This is a genomic window from Streptomyces sp. NPDC007872, from assembly GCF_042868165.1.
Classification (GTDB): Bacteria; Actinomycetota; Actinomycetes; order Streptomycetales; family Streptomycetaceae; genus Streptomyces.
Map to the genome: position 1 here is coordinate 170095 of NZ_JBIAEA010000011.1, position 25478 is coordinate 195572.

Consider the following 25478-nt stretch of genomic DNA (forward strand, 5'->3'; position numbering starts at 1 on the left):
CGGGGTCACGGAGTCCTGGGCCGGCGGACCTCGCGGACCGGGGGCCCGGCGGGGTGCGGGGGCCGCCCGGGGTGCGGGGGCTTCCCCGGGTACGGGGGCGGGAGCTGGCCGAGCCGGTTCGGCTCCCTGCGCTCCAGGGCCCCGTCCACCAGCTCGCCTATCCGGGCGCTGGAGCGGCGCGCCTCCAGGTGGAGCCGCCCCACGTTGATCCGGGGCTCCGCGAGCAGCGTCAGGACGGCCGAGCCGCCCGCCGCGTACGTCGCCACGTAGCCGCTCTCGCCGCGTACGAGCAGTTCGCGGAAGCGGCCCTGACCGGTGGAGTCGGTCAGGCGCTGGCCGACGCCGAGCGCCGCCGCGGTCAGCGCGGCCACGCTCTCGGCCTCGCCGTCCACGGTGTCGTGGGCCAGGACCAGGCCGTCGGCGCTGGCCGCGAGGGCTCCGGTGAGCTGGGGCAGCCGCGCCCGCAGCCGTCTCAGTTCGCCGAGGACCTCGGCTTCTGCCGTCATGAGCTGTCTCCTCTCGGCGCGCAGGCGCAGGGCACGCCTCATCACAGGTGTGCCTCCAGGGCGTCACGGAGCCGGCGCAGCAGGGCGATGTCGGGATCGGGCACCGGCAGGACCGGCAGGAGGGCCGGTACCGGTGGCGCGGGGTCGGACGCGGTTTCGGGTTCGGGGCTGAGCGGGGTCTCGACGAGCCCGGCGGCGGCGAGCCGCCGGACGTCGAGGAGCGTGTGGAAGGCGGGGCGGCCGAGCAGCCGGGCCAGCTCCGCCGGGTTCCGCTCGCCGTCGGCCGCCGCGAGCAGGGCGCGCTGCCGCGCTCCCACGGTCTGGCCGGGGGCGGCGGGGCGGGGGACGACCGGGGCGGTGTCCACGGCGGGGTACGGCCAGACGGCGTCGAGGAGTTCGCGGCGGCGCACGGTCTCGCGCTCGACGGCCTCGGCCGAGACCGGCCGCACCGTGCCGAACCAGTGCCCCACCCCGTACCGGAAGCGGGTCGGGCCGCTGGTGGGGGAGAGGGCGAAGAAGGCCGCGTCGAAGACGGCGCCGAGGTGGCAGATCTCCAGCTCCCCGTCCTGGAGCCGGCCGCTGTCGACGAGGAAGCGGCCGACCGCGCGGTGGGCGCCGGCCCGGTCCACGGCCTCGTCCCAGTTCTCCCGGGGCAGCGTGCCGCCGGTGGTGAGGAGGACGTCGACGCCGGGGGCGGCGGGGCTCTCGGCGTGCACCACCCGGCCGTCCACCAGGTAGAGCGTGCCGTGGTCGCGCAGCAGGGCGCCGGTGGCCTTCTCGGCGGCGAGCCGGACCAGCATCGGGGAGACGGGGGTGGCGACCGCGCTCATCCGAGGACCAGCTTCTCGGCTATGTCGCGGAGCCGCATGCGGGCGAGGGCGAGGTTGCCGGTGTCGCGGTCGAGCCAGAGGTGGAGGAAGACGCTGCTGTCGAAGGAGGTCTCGACGAAGCGGAGGACGTGGTAGCCGGCCCGGGTGGTGACGATCAGGTCCTCGACGGGGGGCCCGCCGTCGTCTCCGGCCCCTCCGGCCCCGCCCGTTCCTCCCGCTTCGTCGTCCGTCGCCAGGAAGGTGTCGAATTCGGCCGCCGAGCGGGCCAGTTCGGCGGTCTCGGCGGCCGTGGTCTCGTGGTCCCCGACGGGTGACTCGCCCGCCGTTCCCAGTGCGAGCCCGCTGGTCCAGTCGACCAGGGAGGCGCCCCGAGCACCCGGTAGGGTCATGGCCTCCGTCAGGCACTCGTCGATTCCGGGCACGCGGATTCCCCTCCCGATGCGGCGTGCGAACGTGCGGCAGTAACGGTGACGCTACTGAACGTTCCGCTCCGGGGGAGGTGTTCTGGCATTTTCCATCGGAACATGCCCGGGTCTGACGGAAATTGATCCCTTGCCCGCGGCGGCCGGATGTGGTGGGCCCGTCAGGCCCGGGTCTCCACGGCGTTCGCGATGTCCGCCAGGTCCTTCGCGAGCGCCCTGGCGACGGCCTTCGCCCCGAAGCGGGCGAGCAGCCGGCCGAGGACGCCGGGGGCGCGCCCGTGCGCGGGCCGGGCGGAGAAGGTCATGCGGAGGACGGTGGATCCGGTCCCGCCGGGGGTGGATCCGGTTCCGCCGGGGGTGGTTCCGGTCCCGCCGGGAGCGGACCCGGTGCCGTCGGGCGTGAGGGTGAGCTCGGAGACGTAGTGCATGCCGTGGGAGTCGGCGACCGTGACGTACCGGTCGGGCGGCTCGCACGCGGTCACGGTCATCTCCTCGGTGGCCTCCCGGCCGAGCATCCGCCGGGTCTCGCGCCAGCGCGTGCCCACGCCGAAGCCGCCCGGGGTGAGCACCTCCACCTTCCGGACGCCGGTCAGGACGCGGGGCAGCCCCGGCAGGTCGGTGATCGCCTCCCAGACCCGCCCGGGGGAGGCGGCGACCCGGCGCTCGACGACGACGGCGGTGCCGTCCGTACCCGTTCCGGTCATGCCTTCACCACTCATGTCCCCATGGAAGCCGGGGCGCGGGGGCGGCGCTACCGGACTGTCGGCCCTCTTTCCGTTCGACCCTTGCGCCCGGCCGGCCCGGCCGGTGGGCCCACCAGCGCGTCCGCCAGGTCCCCGCCCGCCTCGGCGACGATCTCGTCGAGCGTCTGGGGCCTGCGCACGGGCGTGAACGCCACCGTCCCGTCACCGGCCACGGCGAAGCCGTGGATCCCCGGCCGGGGCAGGCTGTTGTACGCGTAGTGGTGGGCGAAGTAGTACGCGCCGGTGTCCGGCACCGCCACCACGTCCCCCGGGCGCAGCAGCGGCAGCTCGCGGCCCGTGGCGATCAGGTCCCCGGCGAAGCAGGCGGGGCCCGCCACGTCCTGCACGGCGGTCTCCCCGGCGCGGGGCCGGCCCCCGGAGTCGTACGCGAGGACGCGCAGCGGCCAGGAGCCGGGGGCGTAGACCGTACGGGTGGCGAGCTGCACGCCCGCGTGGGTGACGGCGATCGGGCGGCCCCCGGAGGTCTTGGTGTACTCCACCCGGGCGAGGACCGTCCCGTGTTTGGCCAGAAGTGAGCGCCCGAACTCGGTGACCAGACGGTAGCGGCCGTCGAAGAGCCCGGGGACGGTGCCGGCGAGCAGCCGCGCGTACTCCGCGTACGTCGGCGTCTCCTCGTCGGAGGCGAAGTTCACCGGCAGGCCGCCGCCGATGTCGAGGGCGTCGACCTGCTGCCGGCCGGCGGTCCGGTTGATCTCCTCGGCGAGCGCGTACGCCTCCCCGACCCCCTCCGCCATCAGGGCGAGCGGCACGCCCTGGGAGCCGGTGTGGGTGTGCAGCCGGGTCAGCCAGGGGCGCTCCAGGTAGGCCTGGACGACGGCCTCGCGGGCGCCCTCGTCGCGCAGCGCCACGCCGAACTTGGAGGTGGCGGTCGCGGTGGAGAGCGCGCCGATGGAACCGGCTCCGACCTGTGGGTTCACCCGGAGGCCGAGGGACGAGGCGGTGGGCGCGCCCGCCGTGAGCGCGTCGATCCTGGCCAGCTCCTGGAGGTTGTCGGCGTTGACCGCGATCCCGAGCGCGAGGGCCTGGCGGAGTTCGTCCGGGGTCTTGGCGGGGGAGTCGAGCACGGTGCGCTCCGGCGGGATCCCGGCGGCGCGGGCGAGGGCCAGCTCGCCGGGGCTCGCCACCTCGGCCCCGAGCCCGGCCTCGTGGAGCAGACGCAGGACGGGGACGAGCGGGGCGGCCTTCACGGCGAAGGCGTGCAGCACGGGGGCGTCGGTGACGGCGGCGAAGGCGCTGGTCAGAGCGGCGGCGGAGGCGCGGATGCCGGCGGTGTCGAGGAGGGCGACGACCGGTTCGGAGGGGGAGAGGAGTCCTTGGTCGACGGCGGCGCGGACGGCGAGATCGCGACGGGAGGAGGCCATGGGTCCCATCGTGGCCCATCGGGTGCGGGAGGGGGAGGGGACCGTGTGAGGGGGCGGGCCCTGTTGACTACAACTATTCATCAGGTCAGGATGTGAATATCTGAACGACATCGAGGAGGCACCGCCATGTCAGGACCCCGCCCCGTACGGGCCCCGCGCGGTACGGAACTGAGCGCCCTGGGATGGCAGCAGGAGGCCGCCCTCCGGATGCTCCAGAACAACCTGGACCCCGAGGTCGCCGAGCACCCCGACAAGCTCGTCGTCTACGGCGGCACCGGCAAGGCCGCCCGCGACTGGCGCTCCTTCGACGCGATGGTCCGCACCCTGCGCACCCTCAAACAGGACGAGACGATGCTCGTCCAGTCCGGCCGCCCGGTCGGCGTCATGCAGACCCACGAGTGGGCCCCGCGCGTCCTCATCGCCAACTCCAACCTCGTCGGCGACTGGGCGAACTGGGAGGAGTTCCGGCGCCTGGAGCAGCTCGGCCTCACCATGTACGGCCAGATGACGGCCGGCTCCTGGATCTACATCGGCACCCAGGGCATCCTCCAGGGCACGTACGAGACCTTCGCCGCCGTCGCCGCCAAGAAGTTCGGCGGCACCCTGGCCGGGACCATCACCCTGACCGCCGGCCTCGGCGGCATGGGCGGCGCCCAGCCGCTCGCCGTGACGATGAACGACGGCGTCGCGATCTGTGTCGACGTCGACCCGCGCGCCATCGAGCGCCGCATCGAGCACCGCTACCTGGACGTGAAGGCGGACTCCCCGGAGCACGCCCTCCAGCTCGCGGTCGAGGCGCGCGACGCCCGCCGCCCGCTCTCCATCGGCCTCCTCGGCAACGCCGCCGAGCTGCTCCCGCGCATGCTGGCCGAGGGCGCCCCGATCGACATCGTGACGGACCAGACCTCCGCCCACGACCCCCTCTCCTACCTCCCCGTCGGCGTCGCCTTCGAGGACATGGCCGACGCGGCGGCGAAGGACCCGGCCGGGTTCACCACCCGGGCCCGCGAGTCCATGGCCAAGCACGTCGAGGCCATGGTCGGCTTCATGGACGCGGGCGCCGAGGTCTTCGACTACGGCAACTCGATCCGGGGCGAGGCCCAGCTCGCCGGCTACGACCGCGCCTTCGCCTTCCCGGGCTTCGTCCCGGCGTACATCCGCCCGCTGTTCTGCGAGGGCAAGGGACCGTTCCGCTGGGCCGCCCTCTCCGGCGAGGCCTCGGACATCCACAAGACCGACAAGGCGATCCTCGACCTCTTCCCCGAGAACGAGTCGCTGCACCGCTGGATCAAGATGGCCGGCGAGCGCGTCCACTTCCAGGGCCTGCCCGCCCGCATCTGCTGGCTCGGCCAGGGCGAGCGCGACAAGGCCGGCGCCATGTTCAACGACATGGTCGCCGACGGCACCCTCGCCGCCCCCCTCGCCATCGGCCGCGACCACCTGGACTGCGGCTCGGTCGCCTCCCCGTACCGCGAGACCGAGGCCATGCTCGACGGCTCCGACGCCATCGCGGACTGGCCCCTGCTCAACGCCATGGTCAACGTCGCCTCCGGCGCCTCCTGGGTCTCCCTCCACCACGGCGGCGGCGTCGGCATGGGCCGCTCCATCCACGCGGGCCAGGTCTCCGTGGCCGACGGCACCGCCCTCGCGGGCGAGAAGATCCGCCGCGTGCTGACGAACGACCCGGGCATGGGCGTCATCCGCCACGTCGACGCCGGTTACGACATCGCCGAGCGGGTCGCCGACGAGAAGGGCGTCCGCGTCCCGATGCGCGAGGGCGACGACGCTTCCGGGGCCTCCGCGTGAGCGAGACCTTCCACGCCATGTGGCGGTCGCTGCGGCCCCTCGGCCGCAGCGCCGCCTCCGGCGGCTACCGCCGCTACGCCTGGACGGACGCCGACGCCGACTGCCGCCTCTGGTTCCGGATGCAGGCCGAAGCCCGCCGCCTGGACGTCGAGACCGACCACAACGGCAACCAGTGGGCCTGGCTCGGCGACCCGACGGCCGGCGACGCCGTCGTCACCGGCTCCCACCTGGACTCCGTCCCCGACGGCGGCGCCTTCGACGGCCCCCTCGGTGTCGTCTCCTCCTTCGCCGCGCTCGACGAACTGCGCTCCCGGGGCGTCTCGTTCAAGCGCCCCCTCGCCATCGTCAACTTCGGCGACGAGGAGGGCGCCCGCTTCGGCCTCGCCTGCGTCGGCTCCCGCCTCACCGCCGGACGCCTGACGAAGGAGCAGGCGCACGAACTGCGCGACGGCGACGGGACCAGCCTCCCGCAGGCCATGGAGGCCGCCGGGTACGACCCCGACGCCATCGGTCCCGACCCCGAACGGCTCGCCCGCATCGGCGCCTTCGTCGAACTGCACGTCGAGCAGGGCCGGGCCCTGGACCTGTCCGGCGACGCCGTCGGCATCGCCTCCGCCATCTGGCCGCACGGCCGCTGGCGGTACGACTTCGCGGGCGAGGCCAACCACGCCGGCACCACCCGGCTCGTCGACCGCCGCGACCCGATGCTCACCTACGCCGAGACCGTCCTCGCCGCCCGCCGCGAGGCCGAACTCGCGGGCGCCGTCGCCACCTTCGGCAAGATCGCGGTCGAGCCGAACGGCGTCAACGCCATCCCCTCCCTCGTGCGCGGCTGGCTCGACGCGCGCGCCGCCGACCAGGACGCCCTGGACGCGGTCGTCGCGGGCGTCGAGACGGCGGCCCGCGACTACGCCGACCGCCACGGCATCGACCTCACCGTCGTGCGGGAGTCCTTCACCCCGGTCGTGGACTTCTCGCACGCCCTGCGCGACGAGCTGTCCCGGATCCTGGGCGACTCGGCCGCCGCCACGGGCAGCACGGGGCCCTCGGGCAAGGTCCCGGTCCTCGGCACCGGCGCGGGCCACGACGCGGGCATTCTGTCCGAATCGATCCCGACCGCCATGCTGTTCGTGCGCAACCCCACGGGCGTCTCGCACTCCCCGGCCGAGTTCGCGGCCGAGGACGACTGCCTGGCCGGGGTCCGCGCACTCGCCGACGTACTGGAGGAGCTGGCGTGCCGCTGACGACCACGTACTGGCTGGAGCACGCCTGGATCGACCCCGCCGTCGAACCGGGCGTCGCCCTGGAGGTGGCGGACGGCCGGATCACCTCGGTCCGCACGGGGGTGGAGACCCCGCCCCCGGGCGCCGAGATCCTGCGCGGCCTGACGGTCCCGGGCCTGGCCAACGCCCACTCGCACGCCTTCCACCGCGCCCTGCGCGGCACCGTCCAGGTCGGCTCCGGCACCTTCTGGACCTGGCGCGACACCATGTACAAGATCGCCCAGCGCCTCACCCCCGACAGCTACTTCGCCCTGGCCCGCGCCGTGTACGCGGAGATGGCGCTCGCCGGCATCACCTCCGTCGGCGAGTTCCACTACCTCCACCACGCCCCCGGCGGCACCCCCTACGCCGACCCCAACGCCATGGGCGAGGCCCTGATCGCGGCCGCCGCCGAGGCCGGCATCCGCATCACCCTCCTCGACACCGCCTACCTCTCCTCCGGCTTCGGCGCCGCGCCCGAGCACCACCAGCTCCGCTTCACCGACGGCACGGCGGACGCCTGGGCCGAGCGGGTCTCGGCCCTCAAGGAGCGGGACGGCGTACGCATCGGGGCGGCGATCCACTCCGTACGGGCCGTCCCGGCGGACCAGCTCGCCACGGTCGCCGACTGGGCCCGGCGCCGGGAGGCCCCCCTCCACGTCCACCTCTCGGAGCAGACGGCCGAGAACGACGCCTGCCTGGCGGCCCACGGCCTCACCCCCACGCAACTCCTCTCCGAGCACGGCGTACTCGGGCCCCGGACCACCGGGGTCCACAACACCCACCTCACCCCCGGCGACATCGCCCTCATCGGCTCGTCCTCCACCGGCACCTGCATGTGCCCGACGACCGAACGCGACCTCGCGGACGGCATCGGCCCGGCGGTGGACCTCCAGCGCGCCGGCTCCCCCCTCTCCCTGGGCAGCGACAGCCACGCGGTCGTCGACCTCCTCGAAGAGGCGCGGGCGATGGAGCTGAACGAGCGCCTGCGCACCCACATCCGGGGCCACTGGACGGCGGCGGCGCTCCTCCGCGCGGCGAGCGCGGACGGCCACGCGGCCCTGGGCCGGCCGGAGGCGGGCGAGCTGACGCCGGGCGCCCTCGCGGACTTCACGACGATCGCCCTGGACTCCGTCAGGACAGCGGGACCGGCACCGCGTCTGGCAGCCGAGACGGCGGTATTCGCAGCGTCGGCAGCGGATGTGCGTCACACGGTCGTGGGCGGCCGCCACGTCGTGCGGGACGGGGTCCACCGGTCCGTACCGGACGTGCCGCGGGCCCTCGCCGACTCGATCGCCGCCCTGCGCGGCTGAAGGAGACACCCCTCACCATGAACACCGGACCCGAGGCGAGGAACAGCGCGGCGGCGACCTCCGCCCCCACGAGCGCGAACAGCGCCGTGGCGACGCCCGCCACCGCCATCGTCAACATCGCGAGCCTGGTCACCAACGATCCCTCCCTCGGTGATCGAAGTCCTCTGGGTCTGATCCGGGACGCGGCCGTCGTCGTGGAAGGCGACCGCGTCGTCTGGGTCGGTGAATCCAGCAAAGCACCCACCACTGACAACCGGGTCGACGCCGGCGGCCGGGCCGTGATCCCCGGCTTCGTCGACTCCCACTCGCACCTGGTCTTCGCGGGCGACCGCACGGCCGAGTTCAACGCCCGCATGTCCGGGCAGCCGTACGAGGCGGGCGGCATCCGCACGACCGTGGCGGCGACCCGCGCGGCGAGCGACGAGGCCCTGTCGGCGAACGTCGCCCGCTACCTGCGCGAGGCCCTCGCCCAGGGCACGACCACCTTCGAGACCAAGTCCGGCTACGGCCTGACGGTCGAGGACGAGGCCCGCGCCCTGCGCATCGCCGCCGAGCACACCGACGAGGTCACCTACCTCGGCGCGCACGTCGTCTCCCCGGACTACGCCGACGACCCGGCGGCGTACGTGGAGCTGGTGACGGGCGAGATGCTCGACGCCTGCGCCCCGTACGCCCGCTGGGTGGACGTCTTCTGCGAGAAGGGCGCCTTCGACGGCGACCAGGCCCGCGCGATCCTCACCGCCGGCAGGGCGAAGGGCCTCCACCCCCGCGTCCACGCCAACCAGCTCACGTACGGCCCCGGCGTCCGGCTGGCGGTGGAAGTGGACGCGGCGAGCGCGGACCACTGCACCCACCTGACGGACGCGGACGTGGACGCGCTGGCGTCGGGGAACACGGTCGCCACCCTCCTCCCGGGGGCGGAGTTCTCCACCCGCGCCGAGTGGCCGGACGCCCGCCGCCTCCTCGACGCGGGCGTCACGGTGGCCCTCTCCACCGACTGCAACCCCGGCTCCTCCTTCACCTCCTCCGTCCCCTTCTGCATCGCCCTGGCGGTCCGGGACATGGGCATGACCCCCGACGAGGCCCTCTGGTCCGCCACGGCGGGCGGCGCGGCGGCCCTCCGCCGCACGGACGTCGGCCGCCTCACCCCCGGCGCCCGCGCCGACCTCACCCTCCTGAACGCCCCGTCCCACGTCCACCTGGCCTACCGCCCGGGGGTGCCGCTGGTGTCGGAGGTGTGGCGGAGGGGCGTGCGGGTGGTTCGAGGAGGTGACGCGACCTCAGAACCGGTGGTTCACCGTCCGGTCGGTCACGGTCCGCGTTGAGTACGGGTACTCATGTGGGCGGCGACCGTCCGCTCGCATGATTCCCGCATGAGAACTCCGCACCGCTTCACGAAGACCGTCCTGGCCGTCGCGCTCGCCGGCACGGCCCTGACCGCCTGCGGCACGGCGACCGCCCCCGGTGGGGCCTCCGCCGAGGCGTCCGCCGTGGGTGCCGGTGCCTCGAAGACACCGGCACCGAAGCGGTCGCTCCCGTCGGACGGCCTGGCGACGGACCCCGACCCGGAGGTGCGCCACCTGGCCGTGGCCACCCGCATCCTGGACGACTGCGAGCCGGGCGGCCCGGCGCCGGTCGAGCCGGCCCCGGAGGGTGCGATCCCGTCGCGGCACCCGTCGGAGGGCGCCCCGCTCCCCCTGGAAGCCCCCGAGCCGCCGGCCGGCCCGGAGCCGGCCCCCACCGGGACCGGGCCCGTCGAGGAGGTGCCGCTGGACCCCCTGGACGAGTGCGCCGGTGACGCGCACGCCGAGCGCATCCTCACGGCGTTCGGCGGCACGGGCCCGGCCGACTACCCGGCCCTGCGGAAGAAGCTGACGGGCCTGGAGTACCCGCCGTCCCGCATCCACCGCATGCCGGACCGGGACGGCTCGCCCCGGGCCCGGATCGACCTCCGCTTCATGGGCAACAACCTGGCCCTGGAGGTCACCGGCACCCGCCACCGGGTACGCGTCGAGCCCTTCGGGGTCCCGGAGACGGACGACGTCCGCATCACGACGGTCCAGCGCAAGCGGAACCCCGCCGCCCCGGCCTCCTGACCGGCCCGGGCCCCCGGGCCCGGCTGCGCGGCCCACCGGCCCGGTCCGCCCGGGATCAGCCCGGGACCCCGTCGAGCAGCACCTGCAACAACCCCACCAGGGTCGCGCCGCTCACGATCTCGCGGCGGGCGATCATGCCCCGGACGGCCGCGAGGGGGATCCATTCGACGCGGTCCGACTCGTTGCGTTCGGTCGGCGGGCCCTCGTACGCGGCGCCGGCGGCGCGGAAGACGTGGTGCCGGGAGTCGGTGATGCCGTTGGCGGGTTCCGAGTAGATCAGCGGGGTCAGCGGGCCCGGGCGCCAGCCCGTCTCCTCCAGGACCTCGCGGGCCGCCGCCTCCGCCGGGGTCTCGCCGTCCTCGACCAGGCCCATGGGCAGCTCCCAGGCCCAGACGTCGGTGACGAAGCGGTGGCGCCACATCATCAGGACCTCGCGGCGGTCGTTGACGACGGCCGCGACGGCGAGGTCGCGGAGCTTCACCACGTAGTACTCGTCCCGCTGCCCGTCGGGCCGCTCGACGTCGGCCAGCCACAGGTTCACCCAGGGGTACTCGTGGAGCGGGCGCTCCCCGTGGACCTTCCAGCGCACGACGGAGACCCCCTTCAGGCCCGGTGGCCGAGCACGTTGACGACCCGGCCGTCCGGATCCCGCACGAAGAAGCGCCGCACGCCCCACTCCTCGTCCGTCAGCGGGTGCACGACCTCCGCCCCCGCCGCCCGCACCGCCGCGTACACCGCGTCCACGTCCTCCACCTCCACGCTCAGGTCGGGGGAGACGGGAGCGGTCAGGTCCGCGCCCATCAGACTGACCTGGGCGGCGGGCACGTCCGGCGAGGCGAGGGTCGCGATCCAGCCGTGGTCCATGACCTGCTCGAAGCCGAGGAGCCCGTAGAAGTCCCGGTTCTCCTCCGGGGCGGTCGTCCGGAGGTTGGGGACTACGCGGCGCACGCTCATCGGGCACTCCTCGGGACGGGAAACGGCATTCAATGGTCCTCAACGCCCCTCGACGGCACTCGACGACGTTCGGCGGAACTCGTGGACCACCTGGATCTCCCCCACGATATGCGCGTCGAACTCCTCCAGCTCCTCCGCCGGCACCCACAGTTCGAGGATCGTCCGCCCGCCCGCCTGCCGGACCGGGTACCTGCGCAGGAACCCCGCGTCGACCTCGAAGCGGGTGACGAAGCCCGCCCCGTCGTGCTGGACGTTCCAGTCGCGGGCGATGCGGATCGCGTAGTCCTCGTTCGTCACCGGGTAGAAGACCGGCTGCTCCGGAAGCCGCGGCGGCCAGGCACGCCGCCCCGACTCCCGGACGAGGTCCAGCTCCACGGGGCCCGTGGGGCGCCGGAGGTGAGGAGGTCCGCTCCCTTCTTCCGGTTCCGGACGGCGCGTCGACAACGCCCCCCGGCCGTACGCGTGATGGTGCGCGAGAGGGCCCGTCCAGGGTCGGCAGACCGTGAACGGGCCCTCGTCCCCGGTCGTTCCGACCGGGGACGGGCTCCTCCGGGGAGGTCATTCCTCCAGAGTGAGGCCCTGGCGCAGCCGGGTGAGGGTGCGGGCCAGGAGCCGGGAGACGTGCATCTGGGAGATGCCGAGCTCCTCGCCGATCTCCGACTGGGTCATGCCGGAGACGAAGCGCAGGGAGAGGATCTGCCGCTCGCGGGCGGGCAGCGAGGCGATCATCGGCTTGAGGGAGGCGATGTACTCGATGCCGGTGATGCCGTCGTCCTCGTAGCCGAGCCGGTCGGCGAGCGCGGCCTCGCCGCCGCCGCCGTCCTCCTCGGCGGGCTGGGCGTCGAGCGAGCTGGCGGTGTACGCGTTGCTCGCCGCCATGCCCTCGACGACCTCCTCCGGCGCGATGCCGAGTTCCTCGGCGAGCTCGGCGACGGTGGGGGAGCGGTCCAGGCGCTGGGACAGGGTGTCCGTGGCCCGGGCGAGGTCGAGGCGGAGCTCCTGGAGGCGGCGGGGTACGTGCACGGACCAGGAGGTGTCGCGGAAGAAGCGCTTGATCTCGCCGATGATGGTCGGCATCGCGAAGGTGGGGAACTCGACGCCGCGGGAGAGCTCGAAGCGGTCGATCGCCTTGATGAGGCCGATGGTGCCGACCTGGACGATGTCCTCCATCGGTTCGCTGCGGGTGCCGAACCGTGCGGCGGCGAAGCGGACCAGGGCGAGGTTGAGTTCGACGAGGGTGTTGCGGACGTACGCGTGGTCGTGGGTGCCCTCCTCCAGCTCCGCGAGGCGGGCGAAGAGGTCCTTCGACAGGGCGCGCGCGTCGACCGGACCGATCCGGTCGAGGGGCCGGTCGAGCAGCCGGTCGGCGAGCTCGCCGGGGAGGGGGGTGAGGGGGGTGGTGGGGGTGGGGATGCCGGACAGGGTTGTCGACGGCGCGTCGGGGGTACGCGTGGCGTCGAGCCGGGGTGACATGGGTCTCCTTCGGGTTCTTCTCGCAGCGGTTTGCGGCGCCTCCGAGCCGGCCGTTTCGGGTGTTTCCTCTAGCCCTACCTGCTCGACCCTGAAGGTTGCAAGTGCCATTAATCCTGTTTGTTCGGTTATGAGATGGACCTCGTGTGCATCGAGGGCCGCCCCGCTTGTAGTGTTCGAGGACGTCATCGGCATCCGCGAGAGCGAGAAGAGGCACGGCCATGGACCGCGAACACATCGGCAGCGCACTGCCCGCGCGGCTGCGGGTCGAGACGCGGACCGTGGGGGAGAGCGAAGTCCTCACCCCGGTGGGCGAACTCGACCACCACACCGCCGAACTCCTGCGCGAACCCCTGGACGGGGCACTGGACGCGGGTCGTTCGAGACTCGTCGTCGACTGCTCCGGTCTGGAGTTCTGCGACTCGACCGGGCTCAACGTGCTGCTCGGCGCCCGGCTGCGGGCGGACGCTGCCGGCGGCGCGGTGCACCTGGTGGCGATGCGGCCCGCGGTGGCCCGGGTGTTCCACATCACGGGCGCGGACACCGTCTTCACCGTCCACGACACGCTCGCGACGGCGCTCCCCGAATGAGCCCGGCCGGACCCGGGCCGGATCGGACCGCCGGGTCCGGTCCCGGCCCGGCCCCGCACGTCCCGTACCTCCTGCCCCAGTCCCGTCGATCGGTGAGGTGAAGCGCTGATGGACCAAGCTTCCGACGTCCGTACGCTCGCCCTCGGCGAGACCAGCGGCACGGTGCCGCTCGCCCGCGACTTCACGCGGACGGCGCTCCACGAGTGGGGCTGGCTGCCCGCCGCCACCGCCGACCGCAGGGCCGCCGCCGAGGACGTCCTCCTGGTCGTCTCCGAGCTGGTCACCAACGCCTGTCTGCACGCCGACGGGCCCGAGAGCCTGCGCGTCCTGCGGCTGCCCAAGGTGCTGCGCCTCGAAGTCACCGACCGCGGCGCCGGCCAGCCCGCTCCGCGCACCCCGCACCGCGCCGGCCGCCCCGGCGGCCACGGCATGTTCATCGTCCAGCGCCTCTGCCGCGACTGGGGCATCGACCGCACGCCCGGCGCCCCCGGCAAGACGGTCTGGGCCGAGATCTCGGCCCCCGGCGACTGACGGGCCCCTCAGGGCCGCCGAACACGGCGGAGGCCGCCGCACCGGATCGGTGCGGCGGCCTCCTGTGTGAGCGGCGGGACGGCGTCAGTGGACGTCGCCCATGAGCTTCTGGACCTTCTTGCGGTACATGTAGATCGCGAAGCCCGCGAAGACGGCCAGGGCGGCCTCCAGGGCGATGATCCCGGTCCCGTTCAGGTCCACGCCGGCCAGCGAGAGCAGACCGGTGGTGCAGTCACCGGCGGTGACGGCGAGGAACCAGACGCCCATCATCTGGGACGCGTACTTCTGCGGCGCCATCTTCGTGGTGACGGAGAGGCCGACCGGGGAGAGGCACAGCTCGCCGATGGTCTGGATCATGTAGATCGAGACGAGCCACATCGGGGAGACCTTCGTGCCGTCGCCCGCCATGTTCATGGGCACGACGAAGACGAAGAAGGACGCGCCGACCAGGACCAGGCCCATCGCGAACTTCACGATGGTGTTCGGCTCCTGGTTCTTGCGGGCCAGCCACAGCCACAGCCAGGCGAAGACCGGGGCCAGCGCCATGACGAACAGCGGGTTCAGGGACTGGTACCAGGTGGCCGGGAAGCCGAAGCCGAAGACGGTGTCGGCGGTCTTGTCGTCCGCGAACAGCGACAGGGTCGAACCGCCCTGGTCGTAGATCATCCAGAAGATGGCGGCGGCGACGAAGAACCAGATGTAGCCGGTCATCTTCGACTGCTCGGACTTGTCGAGGTCCTTGTCGCGCTTGATGCGGACGAGGACGGCGACCGGGATGATCAGACCGGCGAGGGTGATCGGGACGAGCGCCCAGTTCAGGGTGTACACGCCGAGGGCGACGACGACGCCGTAGAAGACGGCGGCGAGCACGACGACGAGCGCGACCTTGACCAGCATGCCCTTGCGCTCGGCCGGGGAGAGCGGGTTCGGGACGACCTCGCTCCTCGGGCTCAGGTTCTTCGTGCCGAGGAGGAACTGCAGCAGGCCCAGGCCCATGCCGACCGCGGCGAGCGCGAAGCCGAGGTGCCAGTTGACCTTCTCGCCGACCGTGCCCACCACGAACGGCGCCACGAAGGCACCGAGGTTGATGCCGACGTAGAAGAGCGTGAAGCCGCCGTCGCGGCGCGGGTCGTCCGGGCCGTCGTAGAGGTGGCCGACCATCGTGGAGATGTTGGCCTTGAGCAGGCCCGAGCCGGCCGCGACGAGCGCGAGGCCGACGAAGAACATCGCCTGGCCGGGGATGGCCAGCGAGGCGTGACCGGCCATGATCACGAAGCCGGCGATGGCGACGGTCTTGCGGGCGCCCCAGACGCGGTCGCCGAACCAGCCGCCGGGCATGGCCATGAGGTAGACCATCGAGACGTACACGGAGTAGATGGCCGTCGCCGTGGCCGCCGTCATGGCGAGGCCGCCACCCTGGCTGCCGGTCGCGGCGTCCGCGCCGCCGGAGACCAGGTACAGAACGAGAAGTGCCCGCATGCCGTAGTAGGAGAAGCGCTCCCACATCTCGGTCATGAAGAGAGTGGCCAGACCACGGGGGTGGCCGAAGAACGTCTTCTCGGAACCAGGGGTTCCGGCCGAAGCCGTCGTCAGGCTGGACGCCATGTCGATCCTTGCTCTGTCGGGACGCTCGCCTTGTGAGCGGGGTGCGCCCGGTGGGGGAGGCCGGCACCGGGGGAATCGTGGAACTCCACCGGGATCCACGCCCCGGGGGACGCGTCTTCGCGTCCCGGGACCCGGCCCACAGGTCATTCGCCGTCATCGAGGGTGGCTGGGCCCCCTCACGCAGAAAAGAGGACCCCGACCCACCAAGCCGGCCGAAGGTCCCCGAATACCGCAACAGACGTCTCGCCACCATACGACACGACAGTGCCGGATATGGAAGGACTTGAGACATGAATCACAGGCGGAAGTGCAACCGTACAAGGTCATTCGAAGGTCCCACACAGGATGGTCGCAAGATCCCCAGGCTCTCCCCGGGTCCCGCGCATCGCGCCCCGGGGCGGGCGCCGTGCGGACTACCATCACCCCATGACCCGTGTACTGCTCGCCGAGGACGACGCGTCCATCTCGGAACCGCTGGCCCGCGCCCTGCGGAGGGAGGGGTACGAGGTCGAGGTCCGCGAGGACGGACCCACCGCGCTCGACGCCGGCCTCCAGGGCGGCGTCGACCTGGTCGTGCTCGACCTGGGCCTCCCCGGCATGGACGGACTCGAGGTCGCCCGGCGACTGCGCGCCGAGGGGCACGCGATCCCCATCCTGGTGCTCACCGCGCGCGCCGACGAGGTCGACACCGTCGTCGGGCTCGACGCGGGCGCCGACGACTACGTCACCAAGCCCTTCCGGCTCGCCGAGCTCCTCGCCCGGGTCCGGGCCCTGCTCCGGCGCGGCGCCACCGAGCCCGTCGCCGCCCCCTCCACCCACGGCGTGCGGATCGACGTCGAGTCGCACCGCGCCTGGATGGGCGACGAGGAGCTCCAGCTCACCGCCAAGGAGTTCGACCTGCTCCGGGTCCTCGTCCGGGACGCCGGCCGGGTCGTCACCCGCGACCAACTGATGCGCGAGGTCTGGGACACCACCTGGTGGTCCTCCACCAAGACCCTCGACATGCACATCTCGTGGCTGCGCAAGAAGCTCGGCGACGACGCGGCGAACCCGCGCTACATCGCCACCGTCCGCGGCGTCGGCTTCCGCTTCGAGAAGAGCTAGGACCTCCAGAGAGAAGCAGCCGTGCGCCGCCGTCTGATCAACTCCACGCTCGCCGTGGTGCTCGTCGTCATCGCCGTCTTCGGCGTCTCCCTCGTCATCGTCGAGACCCGCACGATCGCCGGCAGCGCCCAGGAGAGCGTGGACTCGGAGGCGCTGCGGATCGTCTCCATCGTCGACAGCCGGCTCATCGGCGGCGAGCCGGTCAACCCGGACATCCTCGCCGAGCAGAGCGGCGCCAAGCGGTACGCGCAGATCCGCATCCCCGGCCGCGAACCGATCGCGATCGGGGAGCGCCCCGAGGGCGAGGTCATCCGCGGCTCCGCCACGGGCGAGCGCGGCGAGACCGTGACCGTCGAGGAGTCCCGCTCGGCCGTCACCGCCGAGGTCGGCCGCACCCTCCTGATCATCGGCGCGGTGGCCCTGCTCGCCGTCGTCGCCGCCGTCCTCCTCGCCGTACGGCAGGCCAACCGGCTCGCCTCCCCGCTCACCGACCTCGCGGAGACCGCCGAACGCCTCGGCTCCGGCGACCCGCGCCCCCGGCACAAGCGGTACGGGGTGCCCGAGCTGGACCGGGTCGCGGACGTCCTGGACGCCTCCGCCGAGCGGATCGCCCGGATGCTCACCGCCGAGCGCCGGCTCGCCGCCGACGCCTCCCACCAGCTCCGCACGCCCCTCACCGCACTCTCCATGCGCCTGGAGGAGGTCGCCGTCGCCGACGACCTGGAGACGGTCAAGGAGGAGGCCACGATCGCGCTCACCCAGGTCGAGCGGCTCACCGACGTCGTGCAGCGGCTCCTCACCAACTCCCGTGACCCCCGCACCGGCTCCGCCGTCGCCTTCGACCTGGACGAGGTCGTCAAGCAGCAGATCGAGGAGTGGCGGCCGGCCTACCGCAGCGCGGGGCGGGCCATCGTGCACTCGGGGAAGCAGGGCATGCGGGCCGTGGGCACCCCGGGCGCGGTCGCCCAGGTCCTCGCCGCCCTGATCGAGAACTCGCTCATGCACGGCGGCGGCACGGTCGCCCTGCGCACCCGGGTCACCGGCAACCAGTCCGTGATCGAGGTCACCGACGAGGGGCCGGGCGTCCCGGCCGACCTCGGCGCGCGGATCTTCGAGCGGGCCGTCAGCGGCCGCAGCTCCACCGGCATCGGCCTGGCGGTCGCCCGCGACCTCGCGGAGGCCGACGGCGGGCGCCTGGAGCTCCTCCAGCAGCAGCCGCCGGTCTTCGCGCTCTTCCTGAGCCGCGAGGTCCGGGGCCCCTCGGAGGAACTCGAGGACCGCCCCGTGCGGTGAGGGGCCGGGTCAGACCCGGTCGGGCTGGCGGCGGGTCGCCTGCCGCGGGGCCTGCTCCAGGAACGATTCGGCGGTCTGCACGGTCTCCTTCGCCGGCAGGGCGCGGAAGACCCAGGTGCGGTACGACCAGAAGCGGAACAGGGTCGCGACCCCGATCCCGAAGAACTTGAAGAAGTTGCTCGCCAGCGGACCGTCCCAGCCGAAGCCGTACGTCGCCGCGTAGAGCAGACCGTTCTGGATCACCAGGCCGATCAGGCTGAAGACCAGGAAGAGGGACATCTCCTTGGTGCGGCTGCTCTTGTCCCGGTCCCGGTAGGTGAAGTACCGGAAGCCGATGTAGTTGAACGCGATCGCGACCACGGTGGCGACGACGCTCGCCCGCACGACCGGCAGGTCCGAGAAGTGCCGCACGAGGTTGAACACCCCGAGGTCGACGAGAACCCCCACGGCGCCCACGGCGCCGAACTTCGCGACCTCGCGGAAGAGCCGGTCGAGTCGCGTGCGCAGTGCGCCGGGTTCACTCATGGTGATGGCTCTGTCCCGTCCGTCCGGGTGACGTCCGGGTGACGTCAACCAGTCCATGCTAACCAGGGGCCTCTGGCACATGCCGTTGTACCGCGCAAACCACGGCCGAACCCCCGCCCCGCCCGTGCTTCCGCCCGCGCGTCTGCCCATGATCCTTGTGTCAAAACACAGCCGGACGAGTGTTCCCCGATGGTGCGGATACCCTAAGAGGGTGACGTTTCCGGTAGTCGGCATGGTCGGTGGCGGTCAGCTCGCCCGAATGACCCACGAGGCGGGCATCCCCCTCGGCATCAAGTTCAAGCTCCTCAGTGACACTCCGCAGGACTCCGCGGCCCAGGTGGTGAGCGAGGTCGTCATCGGCGACTACCGCGACCTGGACACGCTGCGTGACTTCGCGCGCGGATGCGACGTGATCACCTTCGATCACGAGCACGTCCCCACCGAGCACCTGCGCGCCCTGGAGGCGGACGGCATCCCCGTCCGGCCGGGGCCCGACGCACTGGTGCACGCGCAGGACAAGGGGGTGATGCGCGCCCGGCTCGACGAGATCGGCGCGCCGAGCCCGCGCCACCGCATCGTCGCGGACCCGGCGGACGCGGAGGCCTTCGCGGCCGAGGTCGGGGGCTTCCCGGTCATCCTCAAGACCGTGCGCGGCGGCTACGACGGCAAGGGCGTCTGGTTCGTGCGTTCGCCCGAGGACGCGCGCGACCCCTTCCTGGCCGGCGTGCCCGTCCTCGCGGAGGAGAAGGTCGACTTCGCGCGCGAGCTGGCGGCGAACATCGTCCGCTCCCCGCACGGCCAGGCCGTCGCCTACCCGGTCGTCGAGTCCCGCCAGGTCGACGGCGTCTGCGACACCGTGATCGCGCCCGCCCCCGACCTGTCCGAGGAGCTGTCCGGGCAGGCCCAGGAGCTGGCGCTGCGGATCGCCCGGGAGCTGGGCGTCGTCGGCCACCTCGCCGTGGAGCTGTTCGAGACCACGGACGGCCGCATCCTCGTCAACGAGCTGGCGATGCGCCCGCACAACTCCGGCCACTGGACCCAGGACGGCGCGATCACCTCGCAGTTCGCCAACCACGTCCGCGCGGTCCTCGACCTGCCGCTCGGCGACCCGCGCCCGCGCGCGCGGTGGACCGTGATGTGCAACGTCCTGGGCGGCGACTACCCGGACATGTACTCCGCGTACCTGCACTGCATGGCCAGGGACCCGCAGCTCAAGATCCACATGTACGGCAAGGACGTGAAGCCCGGACGCAAGGTGGGCCACGTCAACACCTACGGCGACGACCTGGACGACGTGCTGGAGCGCGCCCGCCACGCCGCCGGCTACCTGCGAGGAACGATCACCGAATGAGCACCAGCCCCGTCGTCGGCATCGTCATGGGTTCGGACTCCGACTGGCCCGTCATGGAAGCCGCCGCCCAGGCCCTGGACGAGTTCGAGATCCCCTACGAGGTCGACGTCGTCTCCGCGCACCGCATGCCGCGCGAGATGATCGCGTACGGCGAGGAGGCCGCCGGGCGCGGGCTCAAGGCGATCGTCGCGGGCGCGGGCGGCGCCGCCCACCTGCCCGGCATGCTCGCCTCCGTCACGCCGCTGCCCGTCATCGGCGTGCCCGTGCCGCTGAAGTACCTCGACGGCATGGACTCGCTGCTCTCCATCGTGCAGATGCCGGCCGGCGTGCCGGTCGCCGCGGTCTCCGTCGGCGGCGCCCGGAACGCGGGCCTGCTCGCGGCCCGGATCCTCGCCGCGCACGACCCGGCGCTGCTGGACCGGATGCGCGCCTTCCAGCGGGAGCTGAACGACCAGGCGACGGAGAAGGGCGCGCGGCTGCGGGCCAGGGTCGAGGGCGCCGAGTCCTTCGGGTTCGCCCGGTGACCGCCGCCGACCGCCTCGCCGAGGCGCGGGAGCTGCTGGCCGGCCACCCCGTCGTGGACGGCCACAACGACCTGCCGTGGGCGCTGCGGGAGCACGTGCGGTACGACCTGGACCGCATGGACATCGCGGCCGACCAGACCGGCGCGCTCCACACCGACCTGGCCCGGCTGCGGGCCGGCGGGGTCGGCGCCCAGTTCTGGTCCGTGTACGTGCCCTGCCGGCTCGCCGGGGACGACGCGGTCAGCGCCACCCTGGAGCAGATCGACGTCGTCGACCAGCTCCTGGAGCGGTACGCGGCGGACCTCGCGCCCGCCCTGACGGCGGACGACATGGAGGCGGCCCGCGAGCAGGGCCGCATCGCCTCCCTCAAGGGCGCCGAGGGCGGCCACTCGATCAACAACTCCCTCGCCACCCTGCGCGCGCTGCACGCCCTGGGCGTGCGCTACATGACGCTCACCCACAACGACAACAACGACTGGGCGGACTCGGCGACCGACGAGCCGGGCGTCGGCGGGCTCTCCGCCTTCGGCCGGCAGGTCGTCCGCGAGATGAACCGCTCCGGCATGCTCGTCGACCTCTCGCACGTGGCCGCGACGACCATGCGGGACGCCCTGGACGCCACCGCCGCGCCGGTGATCTTCTCGCACTCCTCGGCCCGCGCGGTCTGCGACCACCCGCGCAACGTCCCGGACGACGTCCTGGAGCGGCTGCCCGCCAACGGCGGCGTGGCGATGGCCACCTTCGTGCCCAAGTTCATCCTCCCGGCGGCCGTCGAGTGGACCGCGCGGGCGGACGAGAACCTGCGGGAGCACGGCTTCGACCACCTCGACACCACGGCCGGGGCGATGGCGCTGCACCGCGCCTTCGAGGAGGCGAACCCGCGCCCGGTGGCCACTGCCGCCACGGTCGCCGACCACCTCGACCACATGCGCGAGGCGGCCGGGATCGACCACGTCGGCATCGGCGGCGACTACGACGGGACGGCCTTCACCCCGGCCGGCCTCGACGACGTCGCCGGCTACCCGAACCTGATCGCGGAGCTCCTCCACCGCGGCTGGTCGCGCCCGGACCTGGCCAAGCTGACCTGGTCCAACGCGGTCCGCGTCCTGCGCGACGCGGAGGACGTCTCCCGCGACCTGAGGAACGGCACGGCCCCGTCGAACGCGACGATCGAGTCCCTGGACGGCCGGGGGGCCTGACCGCCCCTACAGGTCCACGCAGAGGCAGAACGGGTGCCCGACCGGGTCCGCGTAGACGCGGAAGTCGCGGTCGGGCCCGCCCGCGTCGAGGAGCTTGGCGCCGAGCGCGAGGACCTGCTCCTCGCCCCGGTCGAGGTCGTCCACGGTCAGGTCCAGGTGGAACTGCTGCCCGCCCTCCTCCTCGGGCCAGCGCGGCGCGACGTACCCGGAGACCTCCTGGAAGGCGAGCTGGGTGCCGTCGTGCCCGGAGAGCATCACCCAGGAGTCGCCCTCCTCGGGGTCCGAGGAGACGCGGGGCGAGCCGCCGAGGATCCCGGCGTAGAAGGTGGCGAGGGACATGGGGTCGGGACAGTCCAGGACGACGGACCGCAGGGTGGCGACGGGCATGGCTCTCCTCGTGCTCGTACGGGTGGGACGTTCCCACCGTCCGCCCCTACCCGCGTCCGCGCACGACAAGGCCACCCACACGCGCTCGACCCGGCGCACGGACCGGAACCCACTCACACGGCTACGTCGCCGTCGCCGGTCGGCGTGCGGCCGCGAGCACCGCGTCGGCCATGGCCCTCTCGCCCGCCGCGTTGGGGTGGAAGGGGGCCGCGGCGTCGGTGAGGAGCGGTTCCATCCAGCGGGTTCCGGCCGGCTTGCAGACGTCGTGGCCGATGGACTTGGTGTACGTGTCCACGTAGACGGCCCCGTGCGCGGCGGCCTGCGCGGCGATCACGGTGTTGAGCCGCTTGTGGACGTCCCGCAGCCAGGGGGCGTCGCCCTTGGCGACGGTCGCCACCCGGGGGCAGTTGGTGCCGTCGTCGGGGAGGATCGCCGGGTAGCCGGTGACCAGGATCCTGGCGTGGGGCGCGCGCTGCCGGATGCCGTCGAGGGTCGCGGCGATCCTGGGGGCTGCGGCGTCGACGGTGGCGGCGAGCCGGTCGGTGCCCGTCCAGGTGTAGCTGCTCTTGCAGGGCGAGCCGCCCAGGTCGAACACGCCCAGGGTCACGCAGCGGACGATGATGCCGGCGAAGCCGACGTCGTTGCCGCCGATGGTGAGGGTCACCAGGTCCGTGCCGACGTCCAGGGCGTCGAACTGTGGGGGCGCGGAAGCGTTCTGGGCGGAGGTCATGTGGACCGTGGTGGCACCCCCGCAGGTGACGTCCCGGTGGGCGGCGGGGGAGAGCGCGGCGTTCAGCAGGGCGGGGTAGTTGCGGCTGGAGCGCGTACAGGCGGAGTCGGTCTGGTCCGGTACGCCCGCTCCCGACGCGTACGAGTCGCCCAGGGCCACGTAACGGTCGAACGGGGTGTCGGCGGCCGAGGCGGGACCGGCGCCGAGACCGGCGGCGGTGGCCAGCACGGCGGTGGCGGCGGCGACGGCGGCGGTGCGGGTGCGGCGGCTCGGTGGGACTGATCGCATGGCGGTGCCTCTCATGACGGGGTGAGGGGCGGGCGCCCGTCGGCCGCCGGGGAAGGCCGGAAGGCGCACCGTGCCGACGGCAGGGCGGTCCCGTTCGCCTGCCACCGGAAGTGCGGGGACGCTGCGCGCAGTGTTACCGATCGGTCTTACTCGTCCGTAATATCGGGTCGGCGTGACGAGTCGTCAAGATGTCGCGCGTTGAACCGGGTTCGCGGCGGTGCACGGCCCACCGGCCGCCCGCGCTCCACCGGGCCCTGCCCCGGGTGCGCCCCGGCCTCCCCGTGCCCCCGGCTCCGCGCACTCGCCGAAGACCGGCCGTCGGACGGGCCGTAGGTCTCCGGTCCCCGGTCCGGCGGCCCCGAGATCGTCCGCGAGCCCGATGCCGGTCCCTCGGGGCGGGGAGCACCATGCGGAGGGAGATCAGCGGACCCACCGAAGGAGCAGAACGTGTCGCACCCCGAGGACTTCGCGTACCCGGAGCCCCGCTACCACGGCGACGAGGGCGAGGTGAACGCGACCTTCCGCCCCGCCGGCACCCCGCCGGACATCTCCTCGCCCGGCGGCTCCACCCACTACCTCGCCACCCACGCCTCGACCGGCGGCGAGTTCGGCTTCTACAAGGTGGACCTCGGCCCCCGGGCCGCCGGGGCCAAGCCTCACTTCCACAAGGCGATGTCCGAGTCCTTCTACGTCCTCTCCGGCGAACTGGAGCTCTACGACGGCGACAGGTGGGTCACCGGCCGCGCGGGCGACTTCCTGTACGTGCCGGTCGGAGGACTGCACGCCTTCAAGAACGCGACCGACGACCCCACGTCCATGCTCATGCTCTTCTCCCCGGGCGCCCCGCGCGAGGAGTACTTCGAGCGGGTCGCGGAGGTGGCGCGGCGCGGCGGCGAGGAGCTCAAGCGGTTCCGCGTCCGGCACGACAGCTACTTCGTGGAGGACTTCGAGTCCGGAGAGGGGTAGGCCGCACCCGGACCGGTGTCCGGCGGGGCCCGGAGCCCTACGCGCGCGGGCGGCCCATCGCCCGGTACGTCCAGCCCGCCCCGCGCCACCGCGCCGCGTCCAGCGCGTTGCGGCCGTCCAGGAGGATCCGGGCGGAGACGGCCCCGCCCAGCTCCGCCGGGTCCAGCTCGCGGAACTCGCGCCACTCCGTCAGGTGCAGCACCACGTCCGCCCCGCGCACGGCCTCCAGGGCCGAGTCCGCGTACCCCAGGGTCGGGAAGAGGCGGCGGGCGTTCTCCATGCCCTTCGGGTCGTAGACGGTGACCTGGCCGCCCTGGAGGTGTATCTGCCCGGCCACGTTGAGGGCGGGGGAGTCGCGGACGTCGTCCGAGTCCGGCTTGAAGGTGGCGCCGAGGACGGCGACCCGGCGGCCCAGGAAGGAGTTCCCGCCCAGGGCCTCGCGGGCCATCTCGACCATCTGGCCGCGCCGCCGCATGTTGATGGAGTCGATCTCGCGGAGGAAGGTCAGCGCCTGGTCGGCGCCCAGCTCGCCCGCCCGGGCCATGAACGCCCGGATGTCCTTCGGCAGGCAGCCGCCGCCGAAGCCGATGCCGGCCCGCAGGAACTTGGCGCCGATCCGGTCGTCGTGGCCGATGGCCTCCGCCAGCTTGGCGACGTCGCCGTCCGCGGCCTCGCAGACCTCCGCCATCGCGTTGATGAAGGAGATCTTGGTGGCGAGGAAGGAGTTCGCGGCGGTCTTCACCAGCTCGGCCGTGGGGAAGTCGGTCACGACGAACGGCGAGCCCTCGCCGACCGGCACCGCGTACACCTCGCGCAGCAGCTTCTCGGCCCGCTCGCCGCGCACGCCGACCACGATCCGGTCCGGGTGCAGGGTGTCGTCGACGGCGAAGCCCTCCCGCAGGAACTCGGGGTTCCAGGCCAGCTCGACGCCCGCCGGGAGCAGGGCCGCGAGCCGCTCGGCCGAGCCGACCGGCACGGTCGACTTGCCGACGACCAGGGCCCCTTCCCGTACGACCCCGGCGAGGGAGGTGAAGGCGGCGTCCACGTAGCTCATGTCGCAGGCGTACTCACCGTGCTTCTGCGGGGTGTTCACGCAGACGAAGTGCACGTCGCCGAAGGCGCCCACCTCCTCCCAGGAGGTGGTGAACCGCAGCCGGCCGCTCGACCCCTCGATGCCGGCCACGTGCCGCGCGAGCAGTTCCTCGAGCCCCGGCTCGTACATCGGGACCCGGCCGGAGGACAGCAGCTCGATCTTCTCGGGGACGACGTCGAGGCCGAGCACCTCGAAGCCCAGTTCCGCCATGGCCGCGGCGTGGGTGGCGCCGAGGTAGCCGGTGCCGATCACGGTGATCTTGAGGGCCATGCGGTACTCCAGGAGGGTCGGGCGGAATGCCTGCCCGAGCATAGCCGTGCCCTGGCCGGGGGCCCGGTCACGCCCTACCCTTTGTGTTACTCGACGGTAGTCGGCAAGCGTGGGAGTGAGTGGACGTGGCGGGTTCTGGCGATTTCGACCTGTATCGGCCTTCCGAGGAGCACGACATGCTCCGGGAGTCGGTGCGTGCGCTGGCGGAGGCGAAGATCGCGCCGTTCGCGGCGGCGGT

26 protein-coding genes and 1 pseudogene are annotated in these 25478 nt (G+C 73.1%); 13 read left to right on the forward strand and 14 right to left on the reverse strand.

What is annotated here, in order from left to right; all coding sequences use genetic code 11:
* Positions 1-5: 5 nt before the first annotated feature.
* The 5 genes from ACFYNX_RS30890 to ACFYNX_RS30910 form a co-directional block, all read right to left on the reverse strand.
* The gene (locus tag ACFYNX_RS30890) at positions 6-548 is read right to left on the reverse strand and encodes a roadblock/LC7 domain-containing protein (protein WP_388666184.1); all 543 of its coding nucleotides are present in this window, start codon (positions 546-548) and stop codon (positions 6-8) included.
* Positions 548-1336 (reverse strand): transcriptional regulator, encoded by a 789-nt coding sequence (locus ACFYNX_RS30895; protein WP_388666187.1) that lies wholly within the window; start codon positions 1334-1336, stop codon positions 548-550. Before ACFYNX_RS30895 ends, ACFYNX_RS30890 begins: the two co-directional genes overlap by 1 nt.
* Positions 1333-1758 (reverse strand): hypothetical protein, encoded by a 426-nt coding sequence (locus ACFYNX_RS30900; protein WP_388666190.1) that lies wholly within the window; start codon positions 1756-1758, stop codon positions 1333-1335. Before ACFYNX_RS30900 ends, ACFYNX_RS30895 begins: the two co-directional genes overlap by 4 nt.
* 161 nt (positions 1759-1919) lie before the next feature.
* Positions 1920-2477, reverse strand: coding sequence for an SRPBCC family protein (locus tag ACFYNX_RS30905; protein WP_388666193.1), 558 nt, complete (start codon positions 2475-2477; stop codon positions 1920-1922).
* Between the two features lie 32 nt (positions 2478-2509).
* On the reverse strand, positions 2510-3892 hold the full coding sequence (locus ACFYNX_RS30910) for a diaminopimelate decarboxylase (RefSeq protein WP_388666196.1): 1383 nt from the start codon (positions 3890-3892) through the stop codon (positions 2510-2512).
* 117 nt (positions 3893-4009) lie between these two features.
* Between ACFYNX_RS30910 and hutU the strand changes: the two genes are divergently transcribed.
* The 5 genes and pseudogenes from hutU (at position 4010) to ACFYNX_RS30935 (ending at position 10360) form a co-directional block, all read left to right on the forward strand.
* On the forward strand, positions 4010-5689 hold the full coding sequence (gene hutU / locus ACFYNX_RS30915; protein WP_388666199.1) for a urocanate hydratase: 1680 nt from the start codon (positions 4010-4012) through the stop codon (positions 5687-5689).
* Positions 5690-5706: 17 nt separating this feature from the next.
* A complete protein-coding gene (locus ACFYNX_RS30920; protein WP_388666245.1) occupies positions 5707-6933 on the forward strand; it encodes an allantoate amidohydrolase in 1227 nt (408 codons plus the stop codon).
* Complete coding sequence (locus ACFYNX_RS30925) at positions 6924-8264, forward strand: formimidoylglutamate deiminase (RefSeq protein WP_388666202.1); 1341 nt, start codon at positions 6924-6926, stop codon at positions 8262-8264. The genes ACFYNX_RS30920 and ACFYNX_RS30925 overlap by 10 nt, the downstream gene beginning before the upstream one ends.
* 17 nt (positions 8265-8281) lie before the next feature.
* Positions 8282-9526, forward strand: a pseudogene (hutI, locus tag ACFYNX_RS30930) (imidazolonepropionase); the annotation flags it as partial.
* Positions 9527-9637: 111 nt separating this feature from the next.
* Complete coding sequence (locus ACFYNX_RS30935; protein WP_388666205.1) at positions 9638-10360, forward strand: hypothetical protein; 723 nt, start codon at positions 9638-9640, stop codon at positions 10358-10360.
* A 55-nt stretch (positions 10361-10415) separates the two neighbouring features.
* Here the strand turns inward: ACFYNX_RS30935 and ACFYNX_RS30940 are convergent, their stop codons facing one another.
* From ACFYNX_RS30940 to ACFYNX_RS30955, 4 genes are all read right to left on the reverse strand, one after another.
* The gene (locus ACFYNX_RS30940) at positions 10416-10949 is read right to left on the reverse strand and encodes an NUDIX hydrolase (RefSeq protein WP_388666208.1); all 534 of its coding nucleotides are present in this window, start codon (positions 10947-10949) and stop codon (positions 10416-10418) included.
* Between the two features lie 14 nt (positions 10950-10963).
* A complete protein-coding gene (locus ACFYNX_RS30945; RefSeq protein WP_365544834.1) occupies positions 10964-11314 on the reverse strand; it encodes a VOC family protein in 351 nt (116 codons plus the stop codon).
* A gap of 39 nt (positions 11315-11353) precedes the next feature.
* Positions 11354-11689, reverse strand: a complete 336-nt coding sequence (locus tag ACFYNX_RS30950) for a hypothetical protein (RefSeq protein ID WP_388666211.1) — start codon at positions 11687-11689, stop codon at positions 11354-11356.
* A gap of 183 nt (positions 11690-11872) precedes the next feature.
* The gene (locus ACFYNX_RS30955; RefSeq protein WP_388666214.1) at positions 11873-12787 is read right to left on the reverse strand and encodes an RNA polymerase sigma factor SigF; all 915 of its coding nucleotides are present in this window, start codon (positions 12785-12787) and stop codon (positions 11873-11875) included.
* A 218-nt stretch (positions 12788-13005) separates the two neighbouring features.
* Here ACFYNX_RS30955 and ACFYNX_RS30960 point away from each other — a divergent pair, with 218 nt between their 5' ends.
* Together ACFYNX_RS30960 and ACFYNX_RS30965 are read left to right on the forward strand one after the other, a co-directional pair.
* Positions 13006-13374: an STAS domain-containing protein gene (locus ACFYNX_RS30960; RefSeq protein ID WP_125664189.1), complete on the forward strand. Its 369-nt coding sequence runs from the start codon at positions 13006-13008 to the stop codon at positions 13372-13374.
* A 108-nt stretch (positions 13375-13482) separates the two neighbouring features.
* A complete protein-coding gene (locus ACFYNX_RS30965) occupies positions 13483-13905 on the forward strand; it encodes an ATP-binding protein (RefSeq protein WP_125664191.1) in 423 nt (140 codons plus the stop codon).
* 84 nt (positions 13906-13989) lie between these two features.
* On the opposite strand, the gene ACFYNX_RS30970 is transcribed toward ACFYNX_RS30965, so the two are convergent.
* Positions 13990-15510 carry an oligopeptide:H+ symporter gene (locus ACFYNX_RS30970; protein WP_365544827.1) on the reverse strand — a complete coding sequence of 507 codons (1521 nt, stop codon included), beginning with the start codon at positions 15508-15510 and terminating at the stop codon, positions 13990-13992.
* 426 nt (positions 15511-15936) lie between these two features.
* On the opposite strand from ACFYNX_RS30970, the gene ACFYNX_RS30975 reads away from it, so the two are divergent.
* A complete protein-coding gene (locus ACFYNX_RS30975; RefSeq protein ID WP_125664197.1) occupies positions 15937-16614 on the forward strand; it encodes a response regulator transcription factor in 678 nt (225 codons plus the stop codon).
* A gap of 21 nt (positions 16615-16635) precedes the next feature.
* Positions 16636-17907, forward strand: coding sequence for an ATP-binding protein (locus ACFYNX_RS30980; RefSeq protein WP_388666218.1), 1272 nt, complete (start codon positions 16636-16638; stop codon positions 17905-17907).
* A 9-nt stretch (positions 17908-17916) separates the two neighbouring features.
* Here ACFYNX_RS30980 and ACFYNX_RS30985 read toward each other — a convergent pair whose 3' ends face one another.
* Complete coding sequence (locus ACFYNX_RS30985; RefSeq protein ID WP_365544823.1) at positions 17917-18432, reverse strand: GtrA family protein; 516 nt, start codon at positions 18430-18432, stop codon at positions 17917-17919.
* 211 nt (positions 18433-18643) lie between these two features.
* On the opposite strand from ACFYNX_RS30985, the gene ACFYNX_RS30990 reads away from it, so the two are divergent.
* From ACFYNX_RS30990 to ACFYNX_RS31000, 3 genes are read left to right on the forward strand one after another with little or no spacing between them, the layout of a single operon-like run.
* Positions 18644-19783, forward strand: coding sequence for a 5-(carboxyamino)imidazole ribonucleotide synthase (locus ACFYNX_RS30990; protein WP_388666221.1), 1140 nt, complete (start codon positions 18644-18646; stop codon positions 19781-19783).
* Positions 19780-20307: a 5-(carboxyamino)imidazole ribonucleotide mutase gene (purE, locus tag ACFYNX_RS30995; RefSeq protein ID WP_388666223.1), complete on the forward strand. Its 528-nt coding sequence runs from the start codon at positions 19780-19782 to the stop codon at positions 20305-20307. The genes ACFYNX_RS30990 and purE overlap by 4 nt, the downstream gene beginning before the upstream one ends.
* A complete protein-coding gene (locus ACFYNX_RS31000; protein ID WP_388666225.1) occupies positions 20304-21506 on the forward strand; it encodes a dipeptidase in 1203 nt (400 codons plus the stop codon). The genes purE and ACFYNX_RS31000 overlap by 4 nt, the downstream gene beginning before the upstream one ends.
* A gap of 6 nt (positions 21507-21512) precedes the next feature.
* Here ACFYNX_RS31000 and ACFYNX_RS31005 read toward each other — a convergent pair whose 3' ends face one another.
* Both ACFYNX_RS31005 and ACFYNX_RS31010 read right to left on the reverse strand, forming a co-directional pair.
* The gene (locus ACFYNX_RS31005) at positions 21513-21893 is read right to left on the reverse strand and encodes a VOC family protein (RefSeq protein WP_365544811.1); all 381 of its coding nucleotides are present in this window, start codon (positions 21891-21893) and stop codon (positions 21513-21515) included.
* A 121-nt stretch (positions 21894-22014) separates the two neighbouring features.
* A complete protein-coding gene (locus ACFYNX_RS31010) occupies positions 22015-22911 on the reverse strand; it encodes an SGNH/GDSL hydrolase family protein (RefSeq protein WP_388666227.1) in 897 nt (298 codons plus the stop codon).
* A gap of 447 nt (positions 22912-23358) precedes the next feature.
* Here ACFYNX_RS31010 and ACFYNX_RS31015 point away from each other — a divergent pair, with 447 nt between their 5' ends.
* A complete protein-coding gene (locus ACFYNX_RS31015; protein WP_365544806.1) occupies positions 23359-23877 on the forward strand; it encodes a cupin domain-containing protein in 519 nt (172 codons plus the stop codon).
* Between the two features lie 37 nt (positions 23878-23914).
* Here the strand turns inward: ACFYNX_RS31015 and ACFYNX_RS31020 are convergent, their stop codons facing one another.
* Positions 23915-25240, reverse strand: coding sequence for a UDP-glucose/GDP-mannose dehydrogenase family protein (locus tag ACFYNX_RS31020; protein ID WP_365545258.1), 1326 nt, complete (start codon positions 25238-25240; stop codon positions 23915-23917).
* Positions 25241-25478: the final 238 nt, after the last annotated feature.

What these genes read in the sequence shown, in the direction of transcription:
- ACFYNX_RS30890 (WP_388666184.1), bottom strand. Translation starts at nt 548, where the DNA reads ATGAGGCGTGCCCTGCGCCTGCGCGCCGAGAGGAGACAGCTCATGACG.
- ACFYNX_RS30895 (WP_388666187.1), bottom strand. Translation starts at nt 1,336, where the DNA reads ATGAGCGCGGTCGCCACCCCCGTCTCCCCGATGCTGGTCCGGCTCGCC.
- ACFYNX_RS30905 (WP_388666193.1), bottom strand. Translation starts at nt 2,477, where the DNA reads ATGAGTGGTGAAGGCATGACCGGAACGGGTACGGACGGCACCGCCGTC.
- ACFYNX_RS30910 (WP_388666196.1), bottom strand. Translation starts at nt 3,892, where the DNA reads ATGGGACCCATGGCCTCCTCCCGTCGCGATCTCGCCGTCCGCGCCGCC.
- hutU (WP_388666199.1), top strand. Translation starts at nt 4,010, where the DNA reads ATGTCAGGACCCCGCCCCGTACGGGCCCCGCGCGGTACGGAACTGAGC.
- ACFYNX_RS30920 (WP_388666245.1), top strand. Translation starts at nt 5,707, where the DNA reads ATGTGGCGGTCGCTGCGGCCCCTCGGCCGCAGCGCCGCCTCCGGCGGC.
- ACFYNX_RS30935 (WP_388666205.1), top strand. Translation starts at nt 9,638, where the DNA reads ATGAGAACTCCGCACCGCTTCACGAAGACCGTCCTGGCCGTCGCGCTC.
- ACFYNX_RS30945 (WP_365544834.1), bottom strand. Translation starts at nt 11,314, where the DNA reads ATGAGCGTGCGCCGCGTAGTCCCCAACCTCCGGACGACCGCCCCGGAG.
- ACFYNX_RS30955 (WP_388666214.1), bottom strand. Translation starts at nt 12,787, where the DNA reads ATGTCACCCCGGCTCGACGCCACGCGTACCCCCGACGCGCCGTCGACA.
- ACFYNX_RS30960 (WP_125664189.1), top strand. Translation starts at nt 13,006, where the DNA reads ATGGACCGCGAACACATCGGCAGCGCACTGCCCGCGCGGCTGCGGGTC.
- ACFYNX_RS30965 (WP_125664191.1), top strand. Translation starts at nt 13,483, where the DNA reads ATGGACCAAGCTTCCGACGTCCGTACGCTCGCCCTCGGCGAGACCAGC.
- ACFYNX_RS30970 (WP_365544827.1), bottom strand. Translation starts at nt 15,510, where the DNA reads ATGGCGTCCAGCCTGACGACGGCTTCGGCCGGAACCCCTGGTTCCGAG.
- ACFYNX_RS30975 (WP_125664197.1), top strand. Translation starts at nt 15,937, where the DNA reads ATGACCCGTGTACTGCTCGCCGAGGACGACGCGTCCATCTCGGAACCG.
- ACFYNX_RS30985 (WP_365544823.1), bottom strand. Translation starts at nt 18,432, where the DNA reads ATGAGTGAACCCGGCGCACTGCGCACGCGACTCGACCGGCTCTTCCGC.
- purE (WP_388666223.1), top strand. Translation starts at nt 19,780, where the DNA reads ATGAGCACCAGCCCCGTCGTCGGCATCGTCATGGGTTCGGACTCCGAC.
- ACFYNX_RS31005 (WP_365544811.1), bottom strand. Translation starts at nt 21,893, where the DNA reads ATGCCCGTCGCCACCCTGCGGTCCGTCGTCCTGGACTGTCCCGACCCC.
- ACFYNX_RS31010 (WP_388666227.1), bottom strand. Translation starts at nt 22,911, where the DNA reads ATGCGATCAGTCCCACCGAGCCGCCGCACCCGCACCGCCGCCGTCGCC.
- ACFYNX_RS31020 (WP_365545258.1), bottom strand. Translation starts at nt 25,240, where the DNA reads ATGGCCCTCAAGATCACCGTGATCGGCACCGGCTACCTCGGCGCCACC.